Origin of the sequence: Lactiplantibacillus songbeiensis (assembly GCF_005405125.1) — a bacterium.
In the GTDB taxonomy this organism is placed as follows: domain Bacteria; phylum Bacillota; class Bacilli; order Lactobacillales; family Lactobacillaceae; genus Lactiplantibacillus; species Lactiplantibacillus songbeiensis.
This window is the reverse complement of sequence record NZ_BJDL01000008.1, coordinates 1-22,961: the sequence shown is the minus strand read 5'-3', so window position 1 is coordinate 22,961 and position 22,961 is coordinate 1. Positions and strand designations below refer to the sequence as shown.

Genomic DNA, 22,961 nt, shown 5'->3' with positions numbered 1-22,961 from the left:
TCGAAACACCTACTCATCCACCATACCACATTCTAAAATTTTTTCGGTCACTGAAAACTGGTCACCGAAGATGATCAATCTGAAAACAAAAAAAGTCCAACTAACCGATCGCTAGTTGGACTTTATAGCTTAACTTGGATTTTGTGGGTCTTGCGCATAGGAGACTGATGAGAATTTATTGAACGGTTTAACGAACAATAACTTCACCGTTCCTCGCGCCCCGGCCCGGTTTTTTTCAATAATCACTTCGACTTCACCGACATCTTCCGAGGCGTCTTGGTCACGGGGATCGCCGCCATTGAAGTCGCCGCCACCGTTGCCACCAAAATTACCGCCACCGCTATCATCATCGCCATCTTCATCCCGGTAATAATCTTCCCGGTATAAGAACGCAACGATATCGGCATCTTGTTCAATTGAGCCGGATTCACGAATATCAGATAAGACCGGTCGTTTATCTTGTCGCTGTTCAACCCCACGTGATAACTGGGATAGCGCAATGACGGGAATACCTAATTCCTTCGCTAACTTTTTCATTTGCCGTGAAATTTCCGACACTTCTTGTTGCCGACTTTCGGTATTGCCGCCTTCAATCAGCTGCAAATAATCGACCACGATCAAGCCAAGATTACCTTGCTCTTTTGACAACCGCCGACTCTTAGCCCGAATTTCAGACATTTTAATCCCCGGCGTATCATCGATAAAGATACTGGCTTTGGACAAACTCCCCATCGCCACTACTAAGTGTTCCCACTCTTCTTCATCCAGTTGTCCGGTTCGCAAATGTCCGGCATCGATACTACCTTCTGCACACAACATCCGGTTAACTAACGACTCGGCACCCATTTCTAGACTGAAAATGGCAACCGTCGTATCGGTCTTAGTCGCGACATTTTGCGCAATATTCAACGCAAAGGCCGTCTTCCCAACGGCGGGCCGCGCCGCTAAGATAATCAAGTTATCCGGCTGTAATCCGGCCGTCATCTTATCAAGTTCGGTAAAGCCAGTTGGTAAGCCGGTAATATCATCATCATTTTGATACAATCGATCAATTTCTTCAATCGATGAATTTAAGACATCCGAAATCGACTTAAATCCACTTTGATTCCGCTGCTCCGATACATTCATAATGTCACGTTCGGCATCATCCAGTAAGGTCGTCACATCATCATTTTCAGTGTACGCTTTCGTCGTAATTTCGGTCGTCGTCTTAATCAAACGCCGAACCGTTGCCTTTTGAGCGACAATTTTGGCATAATAACCAGCGTTGGCCGCTGTCGGCACGGAACCGGCCAATTCAGCAATATAACTCATGCCGCCGACATCATCTAATTGATTTTGCGCCGTTAGTAGATCACTAACCGTCACGGCATCAATCGCCTCATCGCGGTCATTTAACGTGACCATGCTGGCAAAAATAAGTTGATGCGCACGCCGATAAAAATCTTGCGCTTCCACGAATTCCATCGCTTCGACCAGTGCGTCACCATTTAAGAAAATTGCCCCTAAAACGGCTTTTTCGGCCTCAATATTTTGGGGTGGCGTTTGATCCAGCACATCATTGTTCATTCGCGGTCCGTCCTTTTACTTTTCGACAACGTGCACGCGAATCTTCGCGGTTACTTCTGGATGAAGCTTAACGGGCACGTTTGTGTAACCTAACACCCGAATTGGGTCTGGTAATTCAATCTTACGTTTGTCCAATTTCACTTGGAATTGATCCGCCAAAGCGGTCGCAATCTGCTTGCTAGGAATCGAACCGAATAATCGGCCATCAGTCCCGGCTTTGGCTTGTAATTCGACCACCGTCGCGTCAGATTCTAAAGCCGTTTTAGTGGCTTTAGCTGTGGCTAATTCTTCCGCTTCACGAGCGGCTTCTGACTTCTTTTCAGCCTTCAAGGTATTAATGGCGGCTTTAGTCGCTTCTTTAGCTAACCCTTTTTTGATTAAAAAGTTTTGGGCATACCCATCTGGAACATTTTTAATTTGGCCTCGTTGACCTTTACCACGTACATCACTCAAAAAAATAACTTTCATCATTTATTCACTCCTAATTAGATTCTGAATCTTCATCATCAGTTGCCGTCAATAAATCCGTTAATGCTTGTTTAACTTCATCGACCGATTGGCCTTCAATCTGAGTCGCCGCATTCGATAAATGGCCACCCCCGCCCAAGCGTTCCATATACACTTGAACATTGATTTCACCCAACGACCGCGCCGAAATACCGACCCGACCATCTTCTCGGCGAGTGATGACAAACGACGCGTCAACGCCAGACATGGATAATAGGGAGTCTGCAGCCTGGGCTGCTGTGACCGGATCATAGACCTGATCATTTTCCCCGACACACAATGCCATGTCCTGATTAACAAATTCGACGGATTCAATTAGATGATTACGTTGTAAGTAGCTATCGACATTTTCCTTCATGAACTGTTGGACCAGCAAGCTATCAGCACCCGCTGATCGTAAGTAACTCGCCGCATCAAAGGTCCGTGACCCTGAACGCAACGAGAAGGACTTCGTATCAATCACAATCCCCGTCAACATGGCGGTCGCTTCAATCTTATTGATTGGTTCTGCGTCATGTGACTGATATTCGAACATTTCCGTAATCAGTTCACAAGTTGATGATGCGTATGGTTCAATATAAACCAAAACCGGATTTTCGGGAAATTCTTCGCCCCGGCGATGGTGATCGATAATCATCACGCGATTTTCTAATCGCTGATAAAGTGCTTGTGACATTGAGATGCTTGGCTTAGAATGATCCGCCATCACTAACAAACTTTGATCAGTGGCCTTTTCTAAGGCTTCAGCGGGTGAAATAATTGCTGATTCAATATCATCATCAAGCTTTAATTGATCCAATAGACGTTGAATATCCGAATGTAGATTCTGCTCATCTAAGACGATCCAACACTGCTTGCCATTCATTTCCGCAATCCGACGAATCCCTAAACAAGCACCAACGGCATCCATATCTGGTTGATGATGGCCTTGGACAAAGACTTGGTCCGATTGATTCATTAGTTCAATCAACGTTTGGCTAATCATCCGTGCCCGAACTCGGGTCCGCTTTTCCATTGGATTGGTCTTTCCACCATAGAAACGCGCCGGTTCATCTTCGGCTTTGACCACGACTTGATCCCCACCACGGCCTAATGCCAGATCCATATTACTCTGCGCTAAGTCGGCGAGGTTATTCATATTCCGTTCCCCATAAGCAATCCCGATACTCAACGTTAACGGGAAATTTTGCTTGGATGTCGATTCACGAATACGATCAAGAATGCGGAATTTATTTTCTTCCACCCGCCGTAAACTGCTAGCATAGCCTAAGACGAAGAAATGATCATCATCTAAGCGTTTCAAGTACATCCCAAACGTTTGCGTCCATTGTGACAACTCGTTAGTGACATAATTATTTAAATTAGAAATATCCGTATCCGCCATTGACTGCGTAATCTCATCATAGTTATCCAAGAACACTTGGCCAATGACTAACTTTTCATCTTCAAACTGATCAGCGAGTTCGGCATATTTGGTCACGTCCATCAGATAGACCGTATTGGTACTCTGCTGCACGCGTAAATCAAACTGGTAATCTTGCCAACGAATCGTGGCCGGTTGGTCCTGGTGCGCTTTAATGGCCGCTGCCAGCTCTTGGTCAATGTCTGCTAACTTATACCCCAGCACATCTTGATTGCCAAAATAGCGCTGCAAGTACGGATTAACCCATTCGATTGTTTGGTCCGCATTAAAGAGCATGACGCCAATCGGCATTTGAATTAAGGCCTCTTGTTCACCCCGTTTAATACGATATGACAGATCCGATATATATTCCGTGGCGCTTGAACTTAATTCAATCAGGGTATTGTAAGACATCACACCGCCCATAATGATTAAGACCAACACGATCGTCCCAAAGATCCAGTTCATTAAAAATCCAGTCACTAAAGTAATCAGTGACAGACCTAAAATCACTAGCGATAACAGCCGCAATGGTTGATTTTGTAAGAAAAATGGAATGTTTTCGCGCGAAAAAAGTTTTTTCATTTGAAATTCCCTCGAGAGTTCTCAGTAATAGTTATATTTTATCACAAACCATGCCAGCATTCAGTCTCGGTCACGTGAAACCTCGTTGACAATCTTGACCTAACAATCTGTTAGATGGCTTTTGGGTCATCGTTTCCTATTGAATTAAGGACAAAATAAAAAACCACGGAATTAATCCCGTGGTTTTTAAAAGACTTAATTATTCTTCGGAAACGAATGGCAATAAGCCCATGATCCGTGCCCGCTTGATAGCGATTGTTAAAGAACGTTGGTTCTTAGCACTCGTACCAGTTACTCGACGTGGCAAAATCTTCCCACGTTCGGAAACGAAGCGACGTAATAAGTCAGTATCTTTATAATCGATGTATTCGATATGGTTTGCGGCGATGAAGTCGACTTTACGACGACGACGGCCACCTCTTCTTTGTTGTGCCATAGATATTTCCCTCCTCTAATTAGCAGTTGACCTGCTTAGAATGGCAAATCATCATCTGAAATATCAATTTGATCCCCGTTATTAGCAAATGGATCAGCTTGGTTGTTGTTCGCACTACTTGCAGGGGCACTATTATTAGCGCTACCGCTCGTGCTGGCACCAGCCGCATTCCCATTGCCAAAAGGATTATTGTTGTTATTTGATGAAGATTGCTGAGGAGCTGCATTTTGGCCGTTTTGACTGTAGCCACTATTGTTATTCTGGTTGTAGCCGCCACCGTTATTAGTCGGTGCGCTACCGCCACCATTGTTGGCACGATAACGTTCGGATTCAGCACGGGATTCCAATAATGAGAAGTTTTCAACGACCACTTCTGTTACATAGACCCGCTGGCCCTGTTGGTTTTCATAATTCCGGGTTTGAATCCGGCCATCAATCCCAACTAGCGACCCTTTGTGGGTGAAGTTCGCAAAGTTTTCAGCAGCTTTACGCCAAATGACGCAGTTGATGAAATCAGCTTCACGTTCCCCATTTTGATTGGTGAAATTACGGTTAACGGCTAACGAAAATGTTGCCACTGCCGCACCACCAGCTGTGTATCGTAACTCAGGATCTCTTGTTAGTCGGCCAACAAGAACTGAACGGTTTATCATAAACAGAAGTGCTCCTCTCGTAATTTATTTCGATTTAGTTTGAATTAATCTTCGCGACGAACGATCATGTGACGTAAAATGTCATCATTGATCTTTGAAAGCCGATCAAATTCGTTCAAAGCGGCATCATCAGTCGTTGTAGCGTTAACGATATGATAAGTACCTTCGTTGAACCCGCCGATTTCGTATGCGAAACGACGCTTCGACCAGTCTTTTGAATCAATTACTTCCGCACCGTTATCAGTTAAGATTTTGTCAAAACGTTCAACTAAAGCTGTTTTAGCAGCGTCGTCGATGTCTGGGCGTACGATGTAAGTAATTTCATATTTCTTTGATTCACTCATGAAATTTGCACCTCCTTATGGACTTCAGGCCCTTTCCTTTTGAAAGAGCAAGGAAAGTAATCTAAGTTTTGCTTAGATACTCACGAATAAATAGTATAGCATCTAAGTCAATTTGTTGCAAGGTTTGAAACAGCCGACAAAACAAAAAGCTTCCTAAGCTCGATACGTTAATAAACTACGCAAGGGGTTGAAATTTTCCGTTTATTTCCCGGGAAATTATTTTAAAACTAGTACCAGCTTAGTTAGCTTAGGCTTGCCATCCCGATTGGACCAGTATCGGCTGGAAACACAAGCGATATCACTGGCAAGCCGGAGCATTTTAGAATCCAACGGCTCGACTAACTAACGGAACTAAAAATAATCAATTGCTATTTTTTTAATTTCCGTTAGTTAACGACGGGCGGCCCAGAATTGGCTCAGTGTATCTTAGTCGGTGATTTTCCGACTTAGAGATAACCCCACCGCACTGTGGCTCGAAAACGCGGTCACCACGTTCCAGCCGATTCTGGGCCAACCAGAGTGGCGGTTTAATCCAACTAGCATCAAGCGTACTAAACTAAAAACGGATGATCGCCATTTGACTGACAATCATCCGTTTTGAATTTACTAATTATTAATCTTGTTGATCAGTTGGCTTAGCTTCCGTCGCCGATGAGTCATCATCAACAACACTCGTTGATGCCGGTTCAGTCGTCGCACTATCACTAACTTCCGCGCCATCACTGGCAACTTCAGTATCGTCATCTGGGGCATCCACTTCTGGATCAACCTTGGCCATCGTGGCAACCTTGCCACCATCATCCAAACGAATCAAGCGGACGCCAAGCGTTGCCCGACCCGTTTGAGAAACGGTCGCAATATTGAAGCGAATCATGACGCCATGATCTGTCATGACCATGATATCTTCGGCACCTTCAACGGTCGTTAAACCTGCTAATGGCCCATTTTTTTCGGTGACGTTAGCGGTCTTAATCCCTTTACCGCCACGACCCTTGATTGGGTATTCACCAGCTGGCGTTTGTTTACCATAACCTTTTTCAGTAATGATAAAGACTTTGCTATCAGGCTTTAGAATATCGAAACCGACGACATAGTCCGCGTCGCGTAAGCGAATCCCACGAACCCCAGCAGCGGTCCGGCCCATAGAACGAACCGTTGTCTCATCGAAGCTAACGGCATAACCAGCATGTGTCCCAATGATCATATTTTGATGACCATCCGTAATCGTCACACCGATTAATTCATCATCGTCTTTCAACGTAATGGCTTTGAGCCCATTACTTCGGATATTGGCAAATTCTGACACTGGGGTCCGCTTTACGACCCCTTTCAAGGTCGTAAAGAAGAGATAATCGTCGCTGTCATCAGCCGCATCGTGCACGTTGACAACCGCTTGGATCTTTTCACCGGAGTTCACCCCTAATAAGTTAATCACGGGAATCCCTTTGGCCGTTCGACCATATTCAGGAATCTCATAGGCTTTCATCCGGTAAACTTTCCCAGCATTCGTGAAGAATAACAACACATCATGCGTAGACGTCGTCAATAAATGTTCAATGAAGTCATCATCATGAACATCCATCCCTTGAATCCCACGACCACCACGATGTTGTGACTTGAACTCAGTCGTTGGCAAGCGTTTGATGTAGCCGTTATGTGTCAAGGTCACGGCGACTTCTTCTTCTTCAATCAAGTCTTCATCTTCAAGACTCAAGACTTCACCAATCATTAATTCCGTCCGGCGTGCATCGCCAAATTTACGTTGAATTTCAAGCAATTCTTCATAAATAATTTGGTTGATCCGATCTTTGCTGGCTAAGATAGCTTTGTAATCCGTGATTGATTTCAAAAGTTCTTGGTATTCACTTTCAATCTTCTCACGTTCCAAACCAGTTAACCGAACCAGGCGCATATCCAAGATGGCTTGAGCTTGCTTATCAGATAACCCATAGTTATCCATCAATTGGTTCTTAGCGATGTCACTCGTTTCCGATTGACGAATAATCCGAATGATTTCATCGATATGATCCAGCGCAATCCGCAAGCCTTCCAAAATATGAGCTCGTGCTTGCGCTTTCTTCAAATCAAATTGGGTCCGGCGCCGAATAACATCTTCTTGATGTTCCAAATAATAGATTAAGATTTGCTTTAAGCTTAAGACTTTCGGCGCACCCTTAACGATGGCTAACATGTTAAAGCCGAAGTTTGTTTGCATTAAAGTCATCTTATACAGATTGTTCAGAATAACTGACGCACTGGCATCACGCCGCACATCAATCACGACCCGCATCCCTTCACGGTCACTTTCATCGTTGATATCAGTGATACCTTCGATTTCTTTGTCCCGGGCTAATGACGCGATCCGTTCGATTAACTTGGCTTTATTGACCATATAAGGCAATTCAGTCACGATAATCCGTTGTTTACCGTTCTTTTGGTCTTGAATATCCACTTTAGCCCGAATAATGATATTCCCGCGACCCGTTTCATAAGCTTTACGAATCCCGGATTTACCCATGACAATCCCACCAGTTGGGAAGTCAGGACCAGGTACGGCTTCCATCAGGTCCGCCGTGGTAACATCGGGATTATCCATCAACATATGGATCGCCGAAATCACTTCTGACAAGTTATGCGGTGGAATATTGGTCGTCATCCCGACCGCAATCCCGGTCGCCCCGTTAACTAATAAGTTTGGAAAACGGGCTGGGAGTACTTCTGGTTCTCGTTCTGTATCATCATAGTTAGGCTGCCAATTAACCGTGTCTTTGTTAATGTCGCGCAGCATTTCAACGGCAATCTTGCTCATTCGCGCTTCGGTATACCGCATCGCGGCCGCGCCATCACCATCGACAGACCCAAAGTTCCCATGACCATCCACTAACATGTAGCGATAGCTAAAGTCTTGGGCCATTCGAACCATTGATTCATAAATTGCGGAATCGCCATGCGGATGATACTTCCCCATGACATCCCCAACGATTCTGGCTGATTTTTTATACGGTTTTTCGGGGGTCACCCCAAGTTCGCTCATGCCATATAAGATCCGCCGGTGAACTGGTTTTAACCCATCACGCACATCTGGTAACGCCCGCGCCACGATAACACTCATGGCATAGCTTAGAAATGACGTTCGCATGGTCTTCGACAAGTTCACATCGGTTATTCGATTTGGTAACTCTGATTCAGCCAAGTCTTGCATCCTCCTTTATCGATGTTATTAATTACGTTCATTCGTCAAATTATATTGACTTTATTTGCTTTTTAAATCGGTGCTTAAACATCGAGATCCTTAACGAACACCGCATTATCTTCAATAAATTCACGCCGTGGTTTAACTTGATCGCCCATTAACATAGAGAAGACGTCATCAGCATCGGCCGCATCTTCATCGCGAACCCGCAACAAACGCCGCTTTTCTGGATCCATGGTCGTTTCCCATAATTGTTCCGCGTCCATTTCACCTAACCCTTTATACCGTTGAACAACGGGCTTCGGTGATGGTGCTAATTGACCTAAGACTTCACTCAATTCGTCATCCGAATCAATATAACGGACAAATTTTCCTTGGCGAACTTGATACAACGGTGGTTGCGCAATGTATACGAAACCAGCATCAACTAATGGCCGCATGTACCGATAGAATAACGTCAACAACAAGGTCCGGATATGGGCCCCATCGACATCGGCATCAGTCATGATGATCAACTTGTGGTAATTGGCCTTGCTCAAGTCAAAGTCACCACCAAAGCCAGTCCCCATCGCCGTAAAGAGTGACCGAATTTCTTCGTTGGCCAGGATCTTATCGATGCTGGCTTTTTCAACGTTTAAGATTTTCCCACGAATCGGCAAGATAGCCTGCGTTAACCGTGACCGCCCTTGTTTAGCGGAACCACCGGCAGAATCCCCTTCGACAATGAATAATTCACTGATTTCAGGATCTTTACTCGTGTTATCAGCTAATTTACCAGGTAAGTTACTGATTTCCAGGCCGCTCTTCTTCCGCGTCACTTCACGTGCCCGTTTGGCAGCAACCCGGGCTTTCGATGCTAACGTCCCTTTATCGACCACTTTACGGCCAATACTTGGATTTTCGAGCAAATACTTATTAAAGTGTTCTGAGAATAACCGGTCAACGGCTGCCCGGGCATCGGAGTTCCCCAACTTGGTCTTAGTTTGTCCTTCAAATTGCGGGTCTGGATGCTTAACACTGACAACCGCGGTCATCCCTTCACGCACATCTTCCCCGGATAAGTTAGGTTCGTTATCCTTCAGCAAGTTATTCTTGCGCGCATAATCATTGATAACTCGGGTTAAAGCCCGTTTGAACCCTTCTTCATGGGTCCCACCTTCGTACGTATGGATATTGTTCGTAAAGGTCATCAGATTACTGTGATAGTCATCGGTGTATTGTAAGGCCACTTCAACGGTAATCCCGTTTTGTTCGCCTTCAACATAGATGGGTTCTGGGAATAACACGGTTTTATTCTTATCTAAAAATTCAACATAATGCCGAATCCCACCTTCATACAAGAAATCTTGTTCAGTAGGTTCAGCTGGCCGATTATCCCGAATCGTAATCTGTAGTCCCTTATTCAAGAATGCTAATTCACGAATTCGCGTTGTTAAGATATTGATATCGTAAGTCGTGGTTTCACGGAAAATATCTGGATCTGGCAAGAAATGCACGATCGTCCCATGCCCATCAGCTGGTGCATGGTCATCGATGACCTTCATTGGCGTCTTTACTTTGCCCCGTGCAAAGTCCATGTAATAGATCTTGCCATCGTGAATAACTTTGACATCTAGTTCCGATGACAACGCGTTGACGACCGATGCACCGACCCCGTGTAACCCACCAGAAACTTTATAACCGCCGCCGCCGAACTTACCACCGGCATGCAGAATCGTAAAGACCGTTTCCAAAGCGGGTTTGCCAGTCTTCTTTTGCGTCCCGACCGGAATTCCTCGGCCGTTATCAGTTACCGTAATACTATTATCTTTTTCAACGGTGACGTGAATCTCGTTAGCGAAACCAGCTAACGCTTCATCAATCCCGTTATCGACAATTTCCCAAACTAGATGGTGTAACCCTTGGCTACTGGTCGTCCCGATATACATCCCGGGACGCTTACGAACAGCTTCAAGGCCTTCCAAAACTTGGATCTGGCTGGCGTCATATTCATGCGCCCGCTCACGTTTGGTTTCTTTTTCATCTTCGGTCAATGCGGTTCCTCCTCATGTAAAATGCCATGGCTAACGTCAAACACCTTTGGCGCATTTATTAATTTACGGGCCACCCCATCCAAACTCGGAGTGGTCAAGAACGTTTGGACTTTATCTTGAATTGCCGTCAGTAAATGTGTCTGACGGGCAGTGTCTAATTCTGACAAGACGTCATCCAGTAATAATACCGGATACTCCCCTGTTTCAGCTTTCATGAGGTCAATCTCAGCTAACTTAACGGATAATGCCGTGGTACGCTGTTGCCCCTGAGAGCCATACGTTTGGACGTTCTTCCCATTAACACTGAATTGCAAATCATCGCGATGCGGCCCGAGTAAAGTCGTGCCTTGAAAGATTTCTTTGGCTTGTTGCTGGGCATATAACGCCTGCAACGCCGGATATAGTTGCGCCGCGGTCGGATTTTCGGCCACGTCAACTTGGGTGACATAGTGAAAAGTCAGTTGCTCTTGGTCTTGCGTAATTTCCGCGTGGACAGCTTGTGCCCATTTTTCAAGTTGCTGCAATAACTCTAAACGTTTAGCAATAATTTCGGCGCCAAATGCCGCCAGCTGATCAGATAGGACCCCTAAATAGACCTTATCTTTCGCTTGCTGACGGTTCAATTGCCGCAAGTATTGATTGCGTTGTTTTAAAATAGTGCGGTACTGACTCAGGTTATAGAGGTATTTAGGACTCATCTGACCAAATTCCATATCCATAAATCGCCGGCGAATCGCCGGTGCCCCCTTAACGATCGATAGATCTTCCGGTGCAAAGACGATCACATTTAAGTTGCCGATATATTGTGATAGTTTGGCTTGTTCCAGATGATTGACCCGGGCCCGTTTCCCGCGGCGGCCCAATTCCAGTTCTAACGGCACACTACCAGTCGCTTTATGTAAGCGGCCTTTTAACGTGGCCGTCGTCGTTTGCCAACGAATCAATTCTTTATCATTGGCGGTCCGATGACTACGAGTTAAGGCCAGTACATAGATGGCTTCTAGCAAGTTCGTTTTTCCCTGGGCATTTTCGCCGAGTAAGACGTTGACCCCAGGCTTAAAGGTCACCTGCAAGTCCGCGTAATTACGAAAATCATGGAGCACTAAATTTTCTAGATACATTTAATCAGTCGTTTCTGTTGATTGGGACTGAATCACAAATTCACCATTATCAGCGATCACGATCGTATCACCAGGATAAAGTTTGCGACCACGCCGATCGTCAAGTTCTTCGTTGACCAAAACGTCGTATTCTTGTAAGAACCACTTGGCCTGACCACCAGAACTGATGATGGCTTCTTCTTTTAGTAACTGCCCGAGTGTAATAAAGGGCGTATTAATTTGGACTGGCTTTTTCAAAATGTCACCTGCCTAACCTTTCAAGACTACTGTAAACCGACTTATAACAAGTTATATTATACCGTTTTTTTAATGAAAATTCAATTTATAACCGCATTTAGAGCCAGTTTAAGCCGATTTAAGCAAAACTAATGTCGGGGTACCAACCTGGGGGTAAATTCGCTAAAATTCGAAAAATTTGCCGATTTTAACAAATTTACTGTTTTTTCAGGCTCAAAATCGACTGAAAATCACTTTTCAAGAATTAGTAACTCACTGTTTATCGTTTAATCTGGATAAAATCGCGTTACTATCCCTGATTTAAGTCTATTTTGAGCTTGGTGCTAGTTCCAATTACCGCCTGCTGGTAGGTTTCTAAAATGCTGGAACGCCATGGACCATTTTGACACCAAAGGGCGGTCTTCAAAACTGTCGTTGGTCTAAGTCCGAGCAAACCACCCGTGCTAAGGCCAGCGACACGGCTGAACATTTTAAAAAACAAGCTCTCGGCTAAATCTGGGGATTAAATGATGACTATCTGGTGATTAACACTTATCGCCGGGCGGTCCAAAATTAGCTCAGTGGTGTCGTTTAGCTTAGTCATGGTTTTCGACTTAATAAAGCCCGGCTTTTGAAACCGTCTTGTGGCTCAAAAACGCGGTCACCACGTTCCAGTCGATTCTGGGCCAACCAGAGTGGCAATTTAATCCAACTAGCACCAAACATCACTTGCTATTACTGTGTAACATAGCGTTAGCTGTTCAAAATTCCACTTTTATTAAACTCTTTTTGAAACAACAATTGGATACAAGTGTATATCGTTCCAAGTCAGTGTAACTGTAAAAGTTACGGTAACGTAAATAGCCTATCAACCTCCCACTATCAGTCACTTTACTACCAACAAAAAAAGGCGACCAATCAGTATTTGATTGGTCGCCTTTAGCATCACTTTGTATATTTATTCAACTCAATTAAAAGGTCCGCACTGGCGTGATCAACTGAATAAAGTTTTCGCCTTCTTCAGTTGGCACCAGGGTAAATGGCCGTAAAGCCATCGTGAATGAAATCTTGATCATGGCTTGGCCGAATGACCGTAAAGCTTCTTTCATGTAATCCGGGTTAAACGAAATTTCAAGTTCATCACCATTGAGTTCAGCGGGTTGTAATTGTTCCGTAACTTCCCCAACATCTGGTGAATTCCCAAAAATCGTAATGGTTTTGTCTGTTGGATTAACCGAGAAACGCACCACGTTATTACGACTTTCATGTGACAGTAGTGAGGCCCGTTCGATTGCTGCTGACAATGCTGGGGCTTCAATTTCGACCGTGGTGTTTGATTCTTTAGGAATTAACCGTGACGTATCGGGATAGTTACCTTCCAGCAAACGTGAATAAAACGAGGTCTTGCCTAACACAAATAGCACTTGATTTTCAGATAAGCGCATTTGGACATCCGGATTGTCATCCCCAATCATCCGAGATAATTCCGTTAAACTCTTCCCTGGAATAATCACGTCGTAATTGGCATTGTTGGCTTCTGGTAACTTGATCTTACGTTGACTTAACCGATGTGAATCGGTAGCAACCGCTAAAAATTCGCCGTCTTTCAAGATAAAGTGAACCCCAGTTAAAATTGGCCGACTTTCTTGATTTGAAACGGCAATTACGGTTTGGCCAATAAGTTCTTTGAAGACATCACCGGCTAACGTAATGGTGTTAGTTGTATCGATTTCAGGTAAATGTGGATAGTTTTCCGGATCTAAGCCATTGATGGTAAATGAAGCCGCGCCGGAAGTGATTTGGGTTTGGAACCCATCAACTAACGCAATGGTCATCGTATCTTCTGGTAATTTCTTAACGATTTCACTGAAGAAACGGGCTGTTAGGACAACTGAACCAGGTTCTTCAACGACCAACGTATTGTTTTCGTCGTCAGCGGGAATCGTGGTTTCAATTGAGATATCGGCATCACTACCGGTTAGGGTTAAGCCATCCGTTGCAACGTCGATTTTTAGTCCGGTTAATATCGGAATGGTGGTTTTAGATGAAATTGCGCGTTGCACATTATTTAATTCTTTAATAAAAGCTGATCGATTGATCGTGAACTTCATAAGGTATCCTCTCTTCTTGGTGACACGGGTTTATATAGATTAATAGATAAAAGATCGTAGTAATAGTAGGGCAGTGGGTACTGTGGAAAAGTTTTGTAACCCTACTAACCATCGAGTTTTCCACATGTGCATAAGTTGTGGAAAACTTTTAGAGTTATTAGAATTTATCCACACTACGCTTTTAGCTGACTTTTCAGATCACCGATAGCTTGTTGTAATTCGGTATCGGTTTTGAGTGCCGCGGAAATCTTATCACAAGCATGGATGACCGTGGTGTGATCTTTACCGCCAAACTCGTTACCAATGCGTGGGAGTGAACTATCTGTTAACTCTCGTGCTAGGTACATCGCGATTTGGCGTGGATTAACGATCTGTTTATTACGTTTCTTCCCCTTAATGTCAGCCATTGTAATATGGTAATACTTGGCGACTTTTTCCTGAATAACGGGAATCGACACTTCTGATAGCTTACTATTAAGGTTTAAGCTCTTCAATGCATCGGCCACTAAACTCGTGGTGATGGGTGATTTGTTTAATTGTGAGTAAGCTTGAACTCGAGCTAAAGCACCCTCAAGTTCGCGGACATTAGAATCGATCTGTCCCGCAATGTAACTTAGGGTATCATCGGGGATCGCAATCCCTTCAAGATCCGCTTTGTTACGCAAAATGGCAATTCGGGTTTCAAGATCAGGTGGGGTAATATCAACGGATAACCCCCACTTAAATCTAGAAACTAACCGATCTTGTAATTTCGGAATTTCATTTGGTAAGCGATCAGAGGTGAGGACGATCTGTTTATCATCTTCATATAACGCATTAAATGTATGGAAGAACTCTTCTTGAGTAGCTTCCTTATTAGCAAAGAATTGAATATCATCAACTAATAATAAGTCAACATTACGGTATTCTTCACGAAACGATTCTTGTGTCCCAGTTTGGATAGCGTTAATCAAATCATTGGTGAACGCTTCACTGGTGACGTACTTAACCTTGCCATTTGGATTCGAATCGAGAAGTTTGTTGCCAATCGCGTGCATCAAATGGGTCTTGCCCAGTCCGACGCCCCCGTAGAAAAACAATGGATTATACATCGTGCCGGGTTCTTCCGACACGACCAACGCCGCGGCATGGGCCATTTGGTTCCCCTTGCCAATGACGAAGCTATCAAAGGTATATTTCGGATTGAGTTTCGTTTCCCGCATAAATGTGGGGGTAGTTGCGGTCGCCGATTTTTCGGTTGCAACGTTACCGGTAGATGCTTGCGATTTTTCCGTAAGCTGCTGACGTTCTTCCTCTGTGATCATTACTGGTTCAATCTGCTCATTGGTCGCTTGGAAAGCATAGTCGCTGAATTTTTCAGCGAGATTTTTTTCCCAATAGTCACGATGAAGTTTAGTTGGGACTTCAATCGTCATTTGCGATTTATTTAGTTGCAGCGGATTGGCCGGCTCGACGAATGTTTGAAAAGTCATCGATGAGAGATCACTTTTTAGGGAGAACTTAATGATGTTCCATAAGTCATTACGATCCAGCACATGGATACCCCTTTTCTTAAAAAACGTAAGTCTATTTTAGCATGAACGTTAAAAGTTTTCCACAGGCAGCCGATAAGAATGTAAATTGAAATCACAAGCTGTTTTTAAAGTTATACACAGGGTGTCTAAAACTGGAGGATTTTGGAGAAAAGCAGAGTTGTCCACAAAAAGGTGGTTAAAAGTGGCTTTGACAGACTAACGTTTCAAAAGGTTATGCACACAAAATAAACACGCTGTGGATAACTAAATCACACCCCGTTATTTTGTCAATAAGGCTGTGTGTAACTTGGGGACAGTCAAAAGGTAATTCACAATCATCCACAGGGCTAGCCACAAGTTATTCGCTAAAATCATTGGTAATAGTTGACGGGATTATTAATTTCGAGGTTTTCAAATTAGTAAATCTATGCTATAGTATCTAGGAAATGCGTTTTAGAATAGACTGCGTTTTGAAAATAACGACTTAATCGAATTGATTCATGTCATTATAGAGAAGGAGGTGTCATGATGAAGAGAACTTACCAACCAAAGAAGCGGCATCGTTCACGTGTCCATGGTTTCCGCAAACGGATGAGCACCAGCACAGGCCGTAAAGTGTTAGCCCGTCGACGCCAACGAGGCAGAAAAGTATTGTCTGCATAGGCCACTGATAATCAGTGGCTTTTTCTTTACAGTCCTGAGTGACTTCGGTCGTTCAGGGCTGTAAAGTTGTGCAGCGATTTGCTCAGGTGAGCTTGAGCGCACACATGGAGATGGATTATGCGAAAATCATATCGGGTCAAAAAAGAAGCTGACTTTCAGCAGGTTTTTGAAACCCGCAACTCGTATGCCAATCGTCAATTTGTCATTTACGTTTTGGACAAGCCTGCACAACCACATTTTCGCGTCGGTATCTCAGTTGGTAAAAAGATTGGGAATGCTGTTGCTCGGAATTGGGTCAAACGGCGGATTCGACAGTCAATTACTGAGTTAAAGCCACAGTTGCCTACAACGGTTGACTTTCTCGTGATTGCACGGCCGAGTGTTGCTGGTAAGTCGCAAGCTGAAATCAAAGCTTATCTTAGCCATGCGCTAAAGCTAGCGCACCTGCTGGACAATGATTAAGTGAGGATATTCGTTTGAAAAAGTACAGAAAAATACTGGCAATGCTTTCCGTGCTGGCAATTGCGCTAGTACTGACTGGGTGTAGTAATACCCCAATTACGGAGCAGAGTACCGGGTTTTGGGATGGCGGTGTCATCCTGAACTTCTCACGGGCGATTATTTGGTTATCGCACTTGTTCGGTCACAGCTACGGCTTAGGGATTATCGCCTTTACGTTGATCATCCGGATCATCATCTTACCGTTAATGATCTTCCAAACTCGCAGTATGCTTGCGATGCAAGAAATCCAACCACAGATGAAGGCTTTACAAAAGCAATATTCATCTAAGGATATGGAAACACAACAAAAGCTACAAGCCGAGATGAAGAAGCTTTACAGTAAGTATGGCGTGCACCCAATGGCCAGCATGTTACCATTGTTAGTTCAAATGCCGATTCTGATTGCGTTATATCAAGCAATTTGGCGTACTAAAGTCTTGAAGACTGGGACTTTCTTATGGTTGCAACTTGGTGATAAAGATCCGTATTACGTTTTGCCAATCCTAGCGGCGTTATTCACGTTTGCTAGTTCCTGGTTAGCGATGAAGTCGCAACCAGAACAAAATGGGATGACGCAATGGATGACGTACTTGATGCCGTTAGTCATTTTGATTACTGCCATCAACGTGCCATCCGCGTTGTCACTATACTGGGTTATTTCTAACGCGTTCCAAGTTGGTCAAACAATGTTGTTGCAAAACCCATTCAAGATCAATCGCGAACGAGAAGCCAAGAAGCAAAAAGAAAAAGACCGTCAACGTACGATTGAACGTGCCAAAAAGCGTGCGATCAGAAATCATAAACGTTAATACGATTGAGTAGACCTGCCATGTGGTGGGTCTTTTTTTGCGTGTTTGGGCTGATAATTTGGGGCCGAGCTTTTAGGATGACGCCATGAGTTTCCGAGCAGTGCTGATGACATAGCGAGTGGCATTTCCCAGTCAACCCGAAAACGTTTCGGCAAGTGACTAAGATTATAGAAAAAAGCACTGCTATTTTACCAATCGGTCAAAAATGAAAACAGTCAATAAAATTCCAATCTAACCCACAATGTCACGCCTCAACCCGCAATTCCCATGCCTCCTAGTTCAATGCTATAATAAACACAGGTATTTTTACGAGGAGGAAACAGCAATATGGCAGTATTTGAAGGACCTACCGTCGCTGAAGCAATTGCGACGGGCCTTAAGCAAATGCAAACGACCCGTGACAACGTTAAAATTGACGTACTTGAAAATCCCAAGAAAGGGTTCCTAGGACTTGGTAAGCGCCCCGCTAAGGTTGCGTTGATTGCTAAGCCAGCACCGCAATCAATTGCGGCTAAAACGGCGACGCCCGCTAAATCGGCAGTTGGTTCTAAACCAGCTCAAGCAGCAGTACCAACGCAACCGGTGACACCGCAACGGCCAGTAACAACTAAACCAGTTAAAAAGGTGGCTCACCAAGCGAAACCCAAAGCAGTGGCTAAACCGGTTAAGTCGACTAAACCCAGCAAAGTGGCCAAGTCCAAACCAGCCAAGCCAGTTAAAGCTTCAGCTAATGAAGTGCCTACGCGGACACCGGCTGAAATTGCGGCGCGGCAAGCGGCAAATGAACAAGCCGTTCGAGATTTGAGCGCCTACTTGTTAGAAGTGGTGAAGCAACTTGGCATTACTGCTGATTTGGATGTCGATTTTGGTAATCGATATGCCAGCTTGAACTTTGACACGCCCAAGCAAGGGCTATTAATCGGCAAGCATGGGCGGACCATCAATGCGTTACAAGATTTAGCGCAAGTGTACATGAATCATCATGGTGCGTCACACGTCAATGTTGTCTTAGACGTTGATGATTATCGGGAACGTCGAGAAGACACTTTGAAACGCTTGGCTGAAAGTACGGCACGTGAAGCGATTGCGACTGGCAAACAAGTTTTCTTGGATCCGATGCCATCGTTTGAACGAAAATTAATTCATGCCGAACTGGCTGACAATCATCATGTGACGACTTTTTCTGAGGGCCGTGATCCGCATCGAGCCGTCGTTGTGGCGATTCGTAAATAGCTCTTTTTAGTGAGCACAAACAGGCGTTTGACAAACGACAAATGAGCTATTATAGTAAGTGGTAATCATTCTTATCTTTTAGATAAAGTAGTCAAAGTGCTTTATCCACGCTTTAAGGTGGCGTGGACTAGGCGCTTTTTTTCTGCATTTTAGGACATATTGTTAACTAATTGTAAGTAAAACTTGGTATAGTATTAGGCGGTAAAGCGCTATTCAGACAGCAAATGAAAGGAAATGATGACATGCCGACGACCACGGAATTTGATACGATTGCGGCAATTTCGACCCCACCTGGTGAAGGTGGTATTTCGATTATCCGGATTAGTGGTGAGCAGACGTTTAACGTTGTAGCTCGCATTTTTAAAGGGAAAGATTTAAGCAAGGTTAACTCCCATACGATTAATTACGGGCATATTATTGACCCTGATACGAAGCAAGAAGTCGATGAAGTGATGGCTTCCGTGATGCGGGCACCCAAGACATATACGCGTGAAGATGTGATTGAAATCAACTGTCACGGTGGTCTCGTGGCAACAAATGAGATTCTACAGTTGATTTTGAGTCATGGGGCGCGGATGGCGGAACCAGGTGAGTTTACCAAGCGAGCCTTCTTAAACGGCCGGCTAGACCTTTCTCAAGCTGAAGCCGTGATGGACTTGATTCGGGCTAAGACCGATAAGTCGATGAAAGTAGCCTTAAATCAATTAGACGGTGATTTATCGACCTTAATTCGGCATCTACGGCAAGATATCTTAGATGTGTTGGCACAAGTCGAAGTCAATATCGATTATCCGGAATATGATGCGGTCGAAGCGATGACCACGAAGATGCTGACTGAAAAGGCAACTGAAGTGGGTCAAAGTATCGATCAATTGTTGGCAACCGCCAAGCAAGGAAAAGTCTTGCGTGAAGGGTTAGCAACCGCGATTATTGGGCGGCCTAACGTTGGTAAGTCGAGTTTACTAAATCATTTGTTGCATGAAGATAAAGCGATTGTGACGGATGTCGCTGGAACCACGCGGGACGTGATTGAAGAATACGTCAATGTCCGCGGGGTGCCGTTGAAACTAGTCGATACGGCTGGGATTCGTGATACTGAAGATAAGGTCGAAAAGATCGGGGTTGAACGGAGCCGCAAAGCCATTGGTGCCGCTGACCTGGTCTTGTTAGTTTTAGATAACAGTCAACCGTTAACCGCTGAAGATTTGGAATTACTTGCTGAAACAAATGATTCCAAGCGGATCGTGATCTTAAACAAGACCGATCTACCTGCTAAGCTTGATCAGGCGAAACTCGCTGATAACGTTGATATGGCTGATGTCATGAGTATGTCGGTCTTACAACAGGCGGGTGTTGAACAGTTGGAACAACGGATTGCGAAGATGTTCTTTAATGAAGGCATCGAAAGTAGTCAAAATAATGTGATGGTCACTAACGCCCGTCATATCGGGTTATTGCACCAAGCCAAGCAAGCCTTGCAAGATGTTCAAACGGGGATTGCAGCCGGGATGCCCGTTGACTTGGTTCAGATCGATATGACCCGTTGTTGGGAATTCCTGGGACAAATTACCGGGGATAGCTATGAAGATGAATTAATTGATCAACTATTTAGCCAATTTTGTCTGGGTAAGTAGCGTCGTACGGAGGAAAAGTTAATCATGACAGAAGTAAAGCAATACGCTGGCCGCGACTATGACGTCATCGTCGTAGGTGCTGGCCATGCCGGTTCGGAAGCGGCTTTAGCAGCGGCCCGAATGGGTAACCGCACGTTACTGATGACCATCAACTTAGATATGGTGGCCTTCATGCCTTGTAATCCATCCGTCGGGGGGCCGGCGAAAGGCATTGTGGTCCGTGAAATTGACGCCTTAGGGGGCGAAATGGGCCGCAATATTGATAAGACTTATGTCCAAATGCGGATGTTAAATACTGGTAAAGGTCCCGCTGTGCGTGCACTCCGGGCCCAAGCAGATAAGCATGCTTATCATGCTGAAATGAAACATACGATTGAACGCGAACCTAACTTGACCTTGCGTCAAGGTATCGTGGATGGCTTGATCGTGGAAGATGGTGTCTGCAAAGGGGTTATCACGAATACTGGGGCCCGTTACAGTGCCAAAAGTGTGGTCTTAACAACTGGTACGGCCGCCCGTGGGAAGATTATTATCGGCGAATTAATGTATTCGTCAGGTCCTAATAATTCTCAGCCAGCGATGAAGTTATCTGGCGACTTGGAAAAGCTCGGGTTTGACCTTGAACGGTTTAAGACTGGGACACCACCACGGGTTGACGGGAACACGATTGATTATAGTGTGACCGAAGAACAACCAGGTGATCCCGAACCGCATCACTTTAGCTTTGAAACCAAGGATGAGGACTATATTGACTTAAAACATCAATTATCTTGCTGGTTAACGTATACCAACGAAACCACACATAAGATTATTCGGGACAATCTCGACCGGGCGCCGATGTTTACTGGTGTGATCGAAGGGGTTGGTCCACGATATTGCCCATCAATTGAAGACAAGATTGTTCGTTTTGCCGACAAGAAGCGGCATCAATTATTCTTGGAACCGGAAGGCCGTAATACGGATGAATGGTATGTTCAAGGATTATCAACGTCGATGCCAGAAGAAGTCCAACAAGACATCTTACATTCAATTAAAGGTCTGGAAGACGCTGAGATGATGCGGCCTGGTTATGCAATTGAATATGACGTGGTAGCACCCTATCAATTACGCGCAACGCTAGAAACCAAGCTGGTAAAGAATCTGTATACCGCCGGCCAAACCAATGGGACTTCTGGCTATGAAGAAGCTGCTGGTCAAGGGTTGATTGCTGGGATTAATGCCGGTTTACGGGCGCTAGATCGTGGTCAATTGACCTTAAAGCGTAGTGATGCCTATATTGGGGTCATGATCGATGATTTGGTGACAAAGGGGACGAATGAACCTTATCGTTTGTTAACTAGTCGGGCGGAATATCGGTTAATTTTACGGCATGATAATGCGGACTTACGCTTAACAGATAAGGGGCATGATTTAGGGTTGATTGACGATGACCGGTATGCAGCTTTTGAAGCTAAACGCCAAGCAATTAAAAATGAACTTGACCGATTGGACAACATCCGTATCAAACCTAATGATGCCGTGAACGAATTCTTGCGCGAACGTCATTCTGGTGAACTTAAAGATGGCGTTTTGGCTGCCGATTTCTTGAAGCGACCAGAAGTCAGCTATGCTGATCTGATGCGGTTTATTCCCGCAGCGCCAGAACCATTGGAACGGCATATTATTGAACAAGTTGAAATTCAAATCAAGTATGCCGGCTACATCAAAAAGGCTGAAGAACGCGTGGCCCACTTGAAGAAGCTGGAAGCTAAGAAAATTCCTGATCGGATTGATTACGATGCAATTGACGGCTTAGCAACTGAAGCCCATCAAAAGCTGAAGAAGATTCAACCAGCGACGATTGCACAAGCCTCCCGGATTAGTGGGGTCAATCCCGCTGACATCGCTATTTTGAGTGTTTACATTCAACAAGGGCGGATTGCTAAAGTTCAAGATTAACTAAAAACGGTGACTAGTTGTGATGGCTAGTTGCCGTTTTTTTGTGCTTGTCAGTTAGTTATTGAAAACATTTGGAAGTCTGGTTGGATAGTGACTACGCTTGGTGCTAGCTGGTTTAAATTGTCACTCTAGTTGGTCCAGAATCGGCTGGAACGTGGTGGCCGCGTTTATGAGCCACAAAGCGGTCTCATAAGCCGGGCTTTGACTAACTCGAGAAAATCACTCGACTAAGTCAAACGACACCACTGAGCCAATTCTGGCCCGCCCGACGTTAATTAACAGATATAAAAAATTAACGATTGTTTATTTTTAATCCGGTCATTTAGCCGAGAGGTTGGTTCCTAAAATGCTCAGCCGTGTCGTTGGCCTTAGTGTGAGTGGTCTGCTCGGACTTAGGCCAAGGCCAGTTTTGAAGACCGGGCTTGAGGTGTACCCCAAAAGTTGGAACACAATCTGAGGTGTTCTGATAATGGATAAAATGAGCGTAGATACCCAGCTC

Annotated in this window: 18 protein-coding genes; 6 read left to right on the top strand and 12 right to left on the bottom strand. The window is 44.6% G+C overall.

Annotated elements, in window-relative coordinates; all coding sequences use genetic code 11:
* Positions 1-129: 129 nt before the first annotated feature.
* From dnaB to dnaA, 12 genes are all read right to left on the bottom strand, one after another.
* Positions 130-1,569 carry a replicative DNA helicase gene (gene dnaB, locus FFM77_RS02895; protein WP_137634245.1) on the bottom strand — a complete coding sequence of 480 codons (1,440 nt, stop codon included), beginning with the start codon at positions 1,567-1,569 and terminating at the stop codon, positions 130-132.
* 15 nt (positions 1,570-1,584) lie between these two features.
* Positions 1,585-2,037 (bottom strand): 50S ribosomal protein L9, encoded by a 453-nt coding sequence (gene rplI, locus FFM77_RS02890; protein ID WP_137634244.1) that lies wholly within the window; start codon positions 2,035-2,037, stop codon positions 1,585-1,587.
* Between the two features lie 13 nt (positions 2,038-2,050).
* Positions 2,051-4,063 carry a DHH family phosphoesterase gene (locus FFM77_RS02885; protein ID WP_137634243.1) on the bottom strand — a complete coding sequence of 671 codons (2,013 nt, stop codon included), beginning with the start codon at positions 4,061-4,063 and terminating at the stop codon, positions 2,051-2,053.
* A 199-nt stretch (positions 4,064-4,262) separates the two neighbouring features.
* Positions 4,263-4,499 carry a 30S ribosomal protein S18 gene (gene rpsR, locus FFM77_RS02880; RefSeq protein ID WP_057705745.1) on the bottom strand — a complete coding sequence of 79 codons (237 nt, stop codon included), beginning with the start codon at positions 4,497-4,499 and terminating at the stop codon, positions 4,263-4,265.
* 35 nt (positions 4,500-4,534) lie between these two features.
* Positions 4,535-5,152 carry a single-stranded DNA-binding protein gene (ssb, locus tag FFM77_RS02875; RefSeq protein WP_137634242.1) on the bottom strand — a complete coding sequence of 206 codons (618 nt, stop codon included), beginning with the start codon at positions 5,150-5,152 and terminating at the stop codon, positions 4,535-4,537.
* A 44-nt stretch (positions 5,153-5,196) separates the two neighbouring features.
* Positions 5,197-5,496, bottom strand: a complete 300-nt coding sequence (gene rpsF / locus FFM77_RS02870) for a 30S ribosomal protein S6 (protein WP_137634241.1) — start codon at positions 5,494-5,496, stop codon at positions 5,197-5,199.
* 613 nt (positions 5,497-6,109) lie between these two features.
* On the bottom strand, positions 6,110-8,689 hold the full coding sequence (gene gyrA / locus FFM77_RS02865; RefSeq protein WP_137634240.1) for a DNA gyrase subunit A: 2,580 nt from the start codon (positions 8,687-8,689) through the stop codon (positions 6,110-6,112).
* 83 nt (positions 8,690-8,772) lie between these two features.
* The gene (gyrB, locus tag FFM77_RS02860) at positions 8,773-10,722 is read right to left on the bottom strand and encodes a DNA topoisomerase (ATP-hydrolyzing) subunit B (RefSeq protein ID WP_137634239.1); all 1,950 of its coding nucleotides are present in this window, start codon (positions 10,720-10,722) and stop codon (positions 8,773-8,775) included.
* The gene (recF, locus tag FFM77_RS02855) at positions 10,719-11,843 is read right to left on the bottom strand and encodes a DNA replication/repair protein RecF (protein WP_137634238.1); all 1,125 of its coding nucleotides are present in this window, start codon (positions 11,841-11,843) and stop codon (positions 10,719-10,721) included. Before recF ends, gyrB begins: the two co-directional genes overlap by 4 nt.
* On the bottom strand, positions 11,844-12,080 hold the full coding sequence (gene yaaA / locus FFM77_RS02850; RefSeq protein WP_137634237.1) for a S4 domain-containing protein YaaA: 237 nt from the start codon (positions 12,078-12,080) through the stop codon (positions 11,844-11,846).
* Positions 12,081-13,030: 950 nt separating this feature from the next.
* Positions 13,031-14,170: a DNA polymerase III subunit beta gene (dnaN, locus tag FFM77_RS02845; protein WP_137634236.1), complete on the bottom strand. Its 1,140-nt coding sequence runs from the start codon at positions 14,168-14,170 to the stop codon at positions 13,031-13,033.
* A gap of 173 nt (positions 14,171-14,343) precedes the next feature.
* Positions 14,344-15,705 carry a chromosomal replication initiator protein DnaA gene (dnaA, locus tag FFM77_RS02840; protein WP_137634235.1) on the bottom strand — a complete coding sequence of 454 codons (1,362 nt, stop codon included), beginning with the start codon at positions 15,703-15,705 and terminating at the stop codon, positions 14,344-14,346.
* A gap of 507 nt (positions 15,706-16,212) precedes the next feature.
* On the opposite strand from dnaA, the gene rpmH reads away from it, so the two are divergent.
* From rpmH to mnmG, 6 genes are all read left to right on the top strand, one after another.
* Positions 16,213-16,347 (top strand): 50S ribosomal protein L34, encoded by a 135-nt coding sequence (gene rpmH, locus FFM77_RS02835; protein ID WP_137634234.1) that lies wholly within the window; start codon positions 16,213-16,215, stop codon positions 16,345-16,347.
* Positions 16,348-16,464: 117 nt separating this feature from the next.
* Positions 16,465-16,809: a ribonuclease P protein component gene (gene rnpA / locus FFM77_RS02830; RefSeq protein WP_137634233.1), complete on the top strand. Its 345-nt coding sequence runs from the start codon at positions 16,465-16,467 to the stop codon at positions 16,807-16,809.
* A 14-nt stretch (positions 16,810-16,823) separates the two neighbouring features.
* Positions 16,824-17,657, top strand: coding sequence for a membrane protein insertase YidC (gene yidC, locus FFM77_RS02825; RefSeq protein WP_137634232.1), 834 nt, complete (start codon positions 16,824-16,826; stop codon positions 17,655-17,657).
* Between the two features lie 327 nt (positions 17,658-17,984).
* Positions 17,985-18,890, top strand: a complete 906-nt coding sequence (gene jag, locus FFM77_RS02820; RefSeq protein WP_137634231.1) for an RNA-binding cell elongation regulator Jag/EloR — start codon at positions 17,985-17,987, stop codon at positions 18,888-18,890.
* Between the two features lie 242 nt (positions 18,891-19,132).
* Entirely contained in the window at positions 19,133-20,524 is a 1,392-nt protein-coding gene (gene mnmE / locus FFM77_RS02815; RefSeq protein WP_137634230.1) for a tRNA uridine-5-carboxymethylaminomethyl(34) synthesis GTPase MnmE, read from the top strand.
* Positions 20,525-20,548: 24 nt separating this feature from the next.
* Positions 20,549-22,462 (top strand): tRNA uridine-5-carboxymethylaminomethyl(34) synthesis enzyme MnmG, encoded by a 1,914-nt coding sequence (gene mnmG / locus FFM77_RS02810; RefSeq protein ID WP_137634229.1) that lies wholly within the window; start codon positions 20,549-20,551, stop codon positions 22,460-22,462.
* The last annotated feature ends 499 nt before the right edge of the window (positions 22,463-22,961 follow it).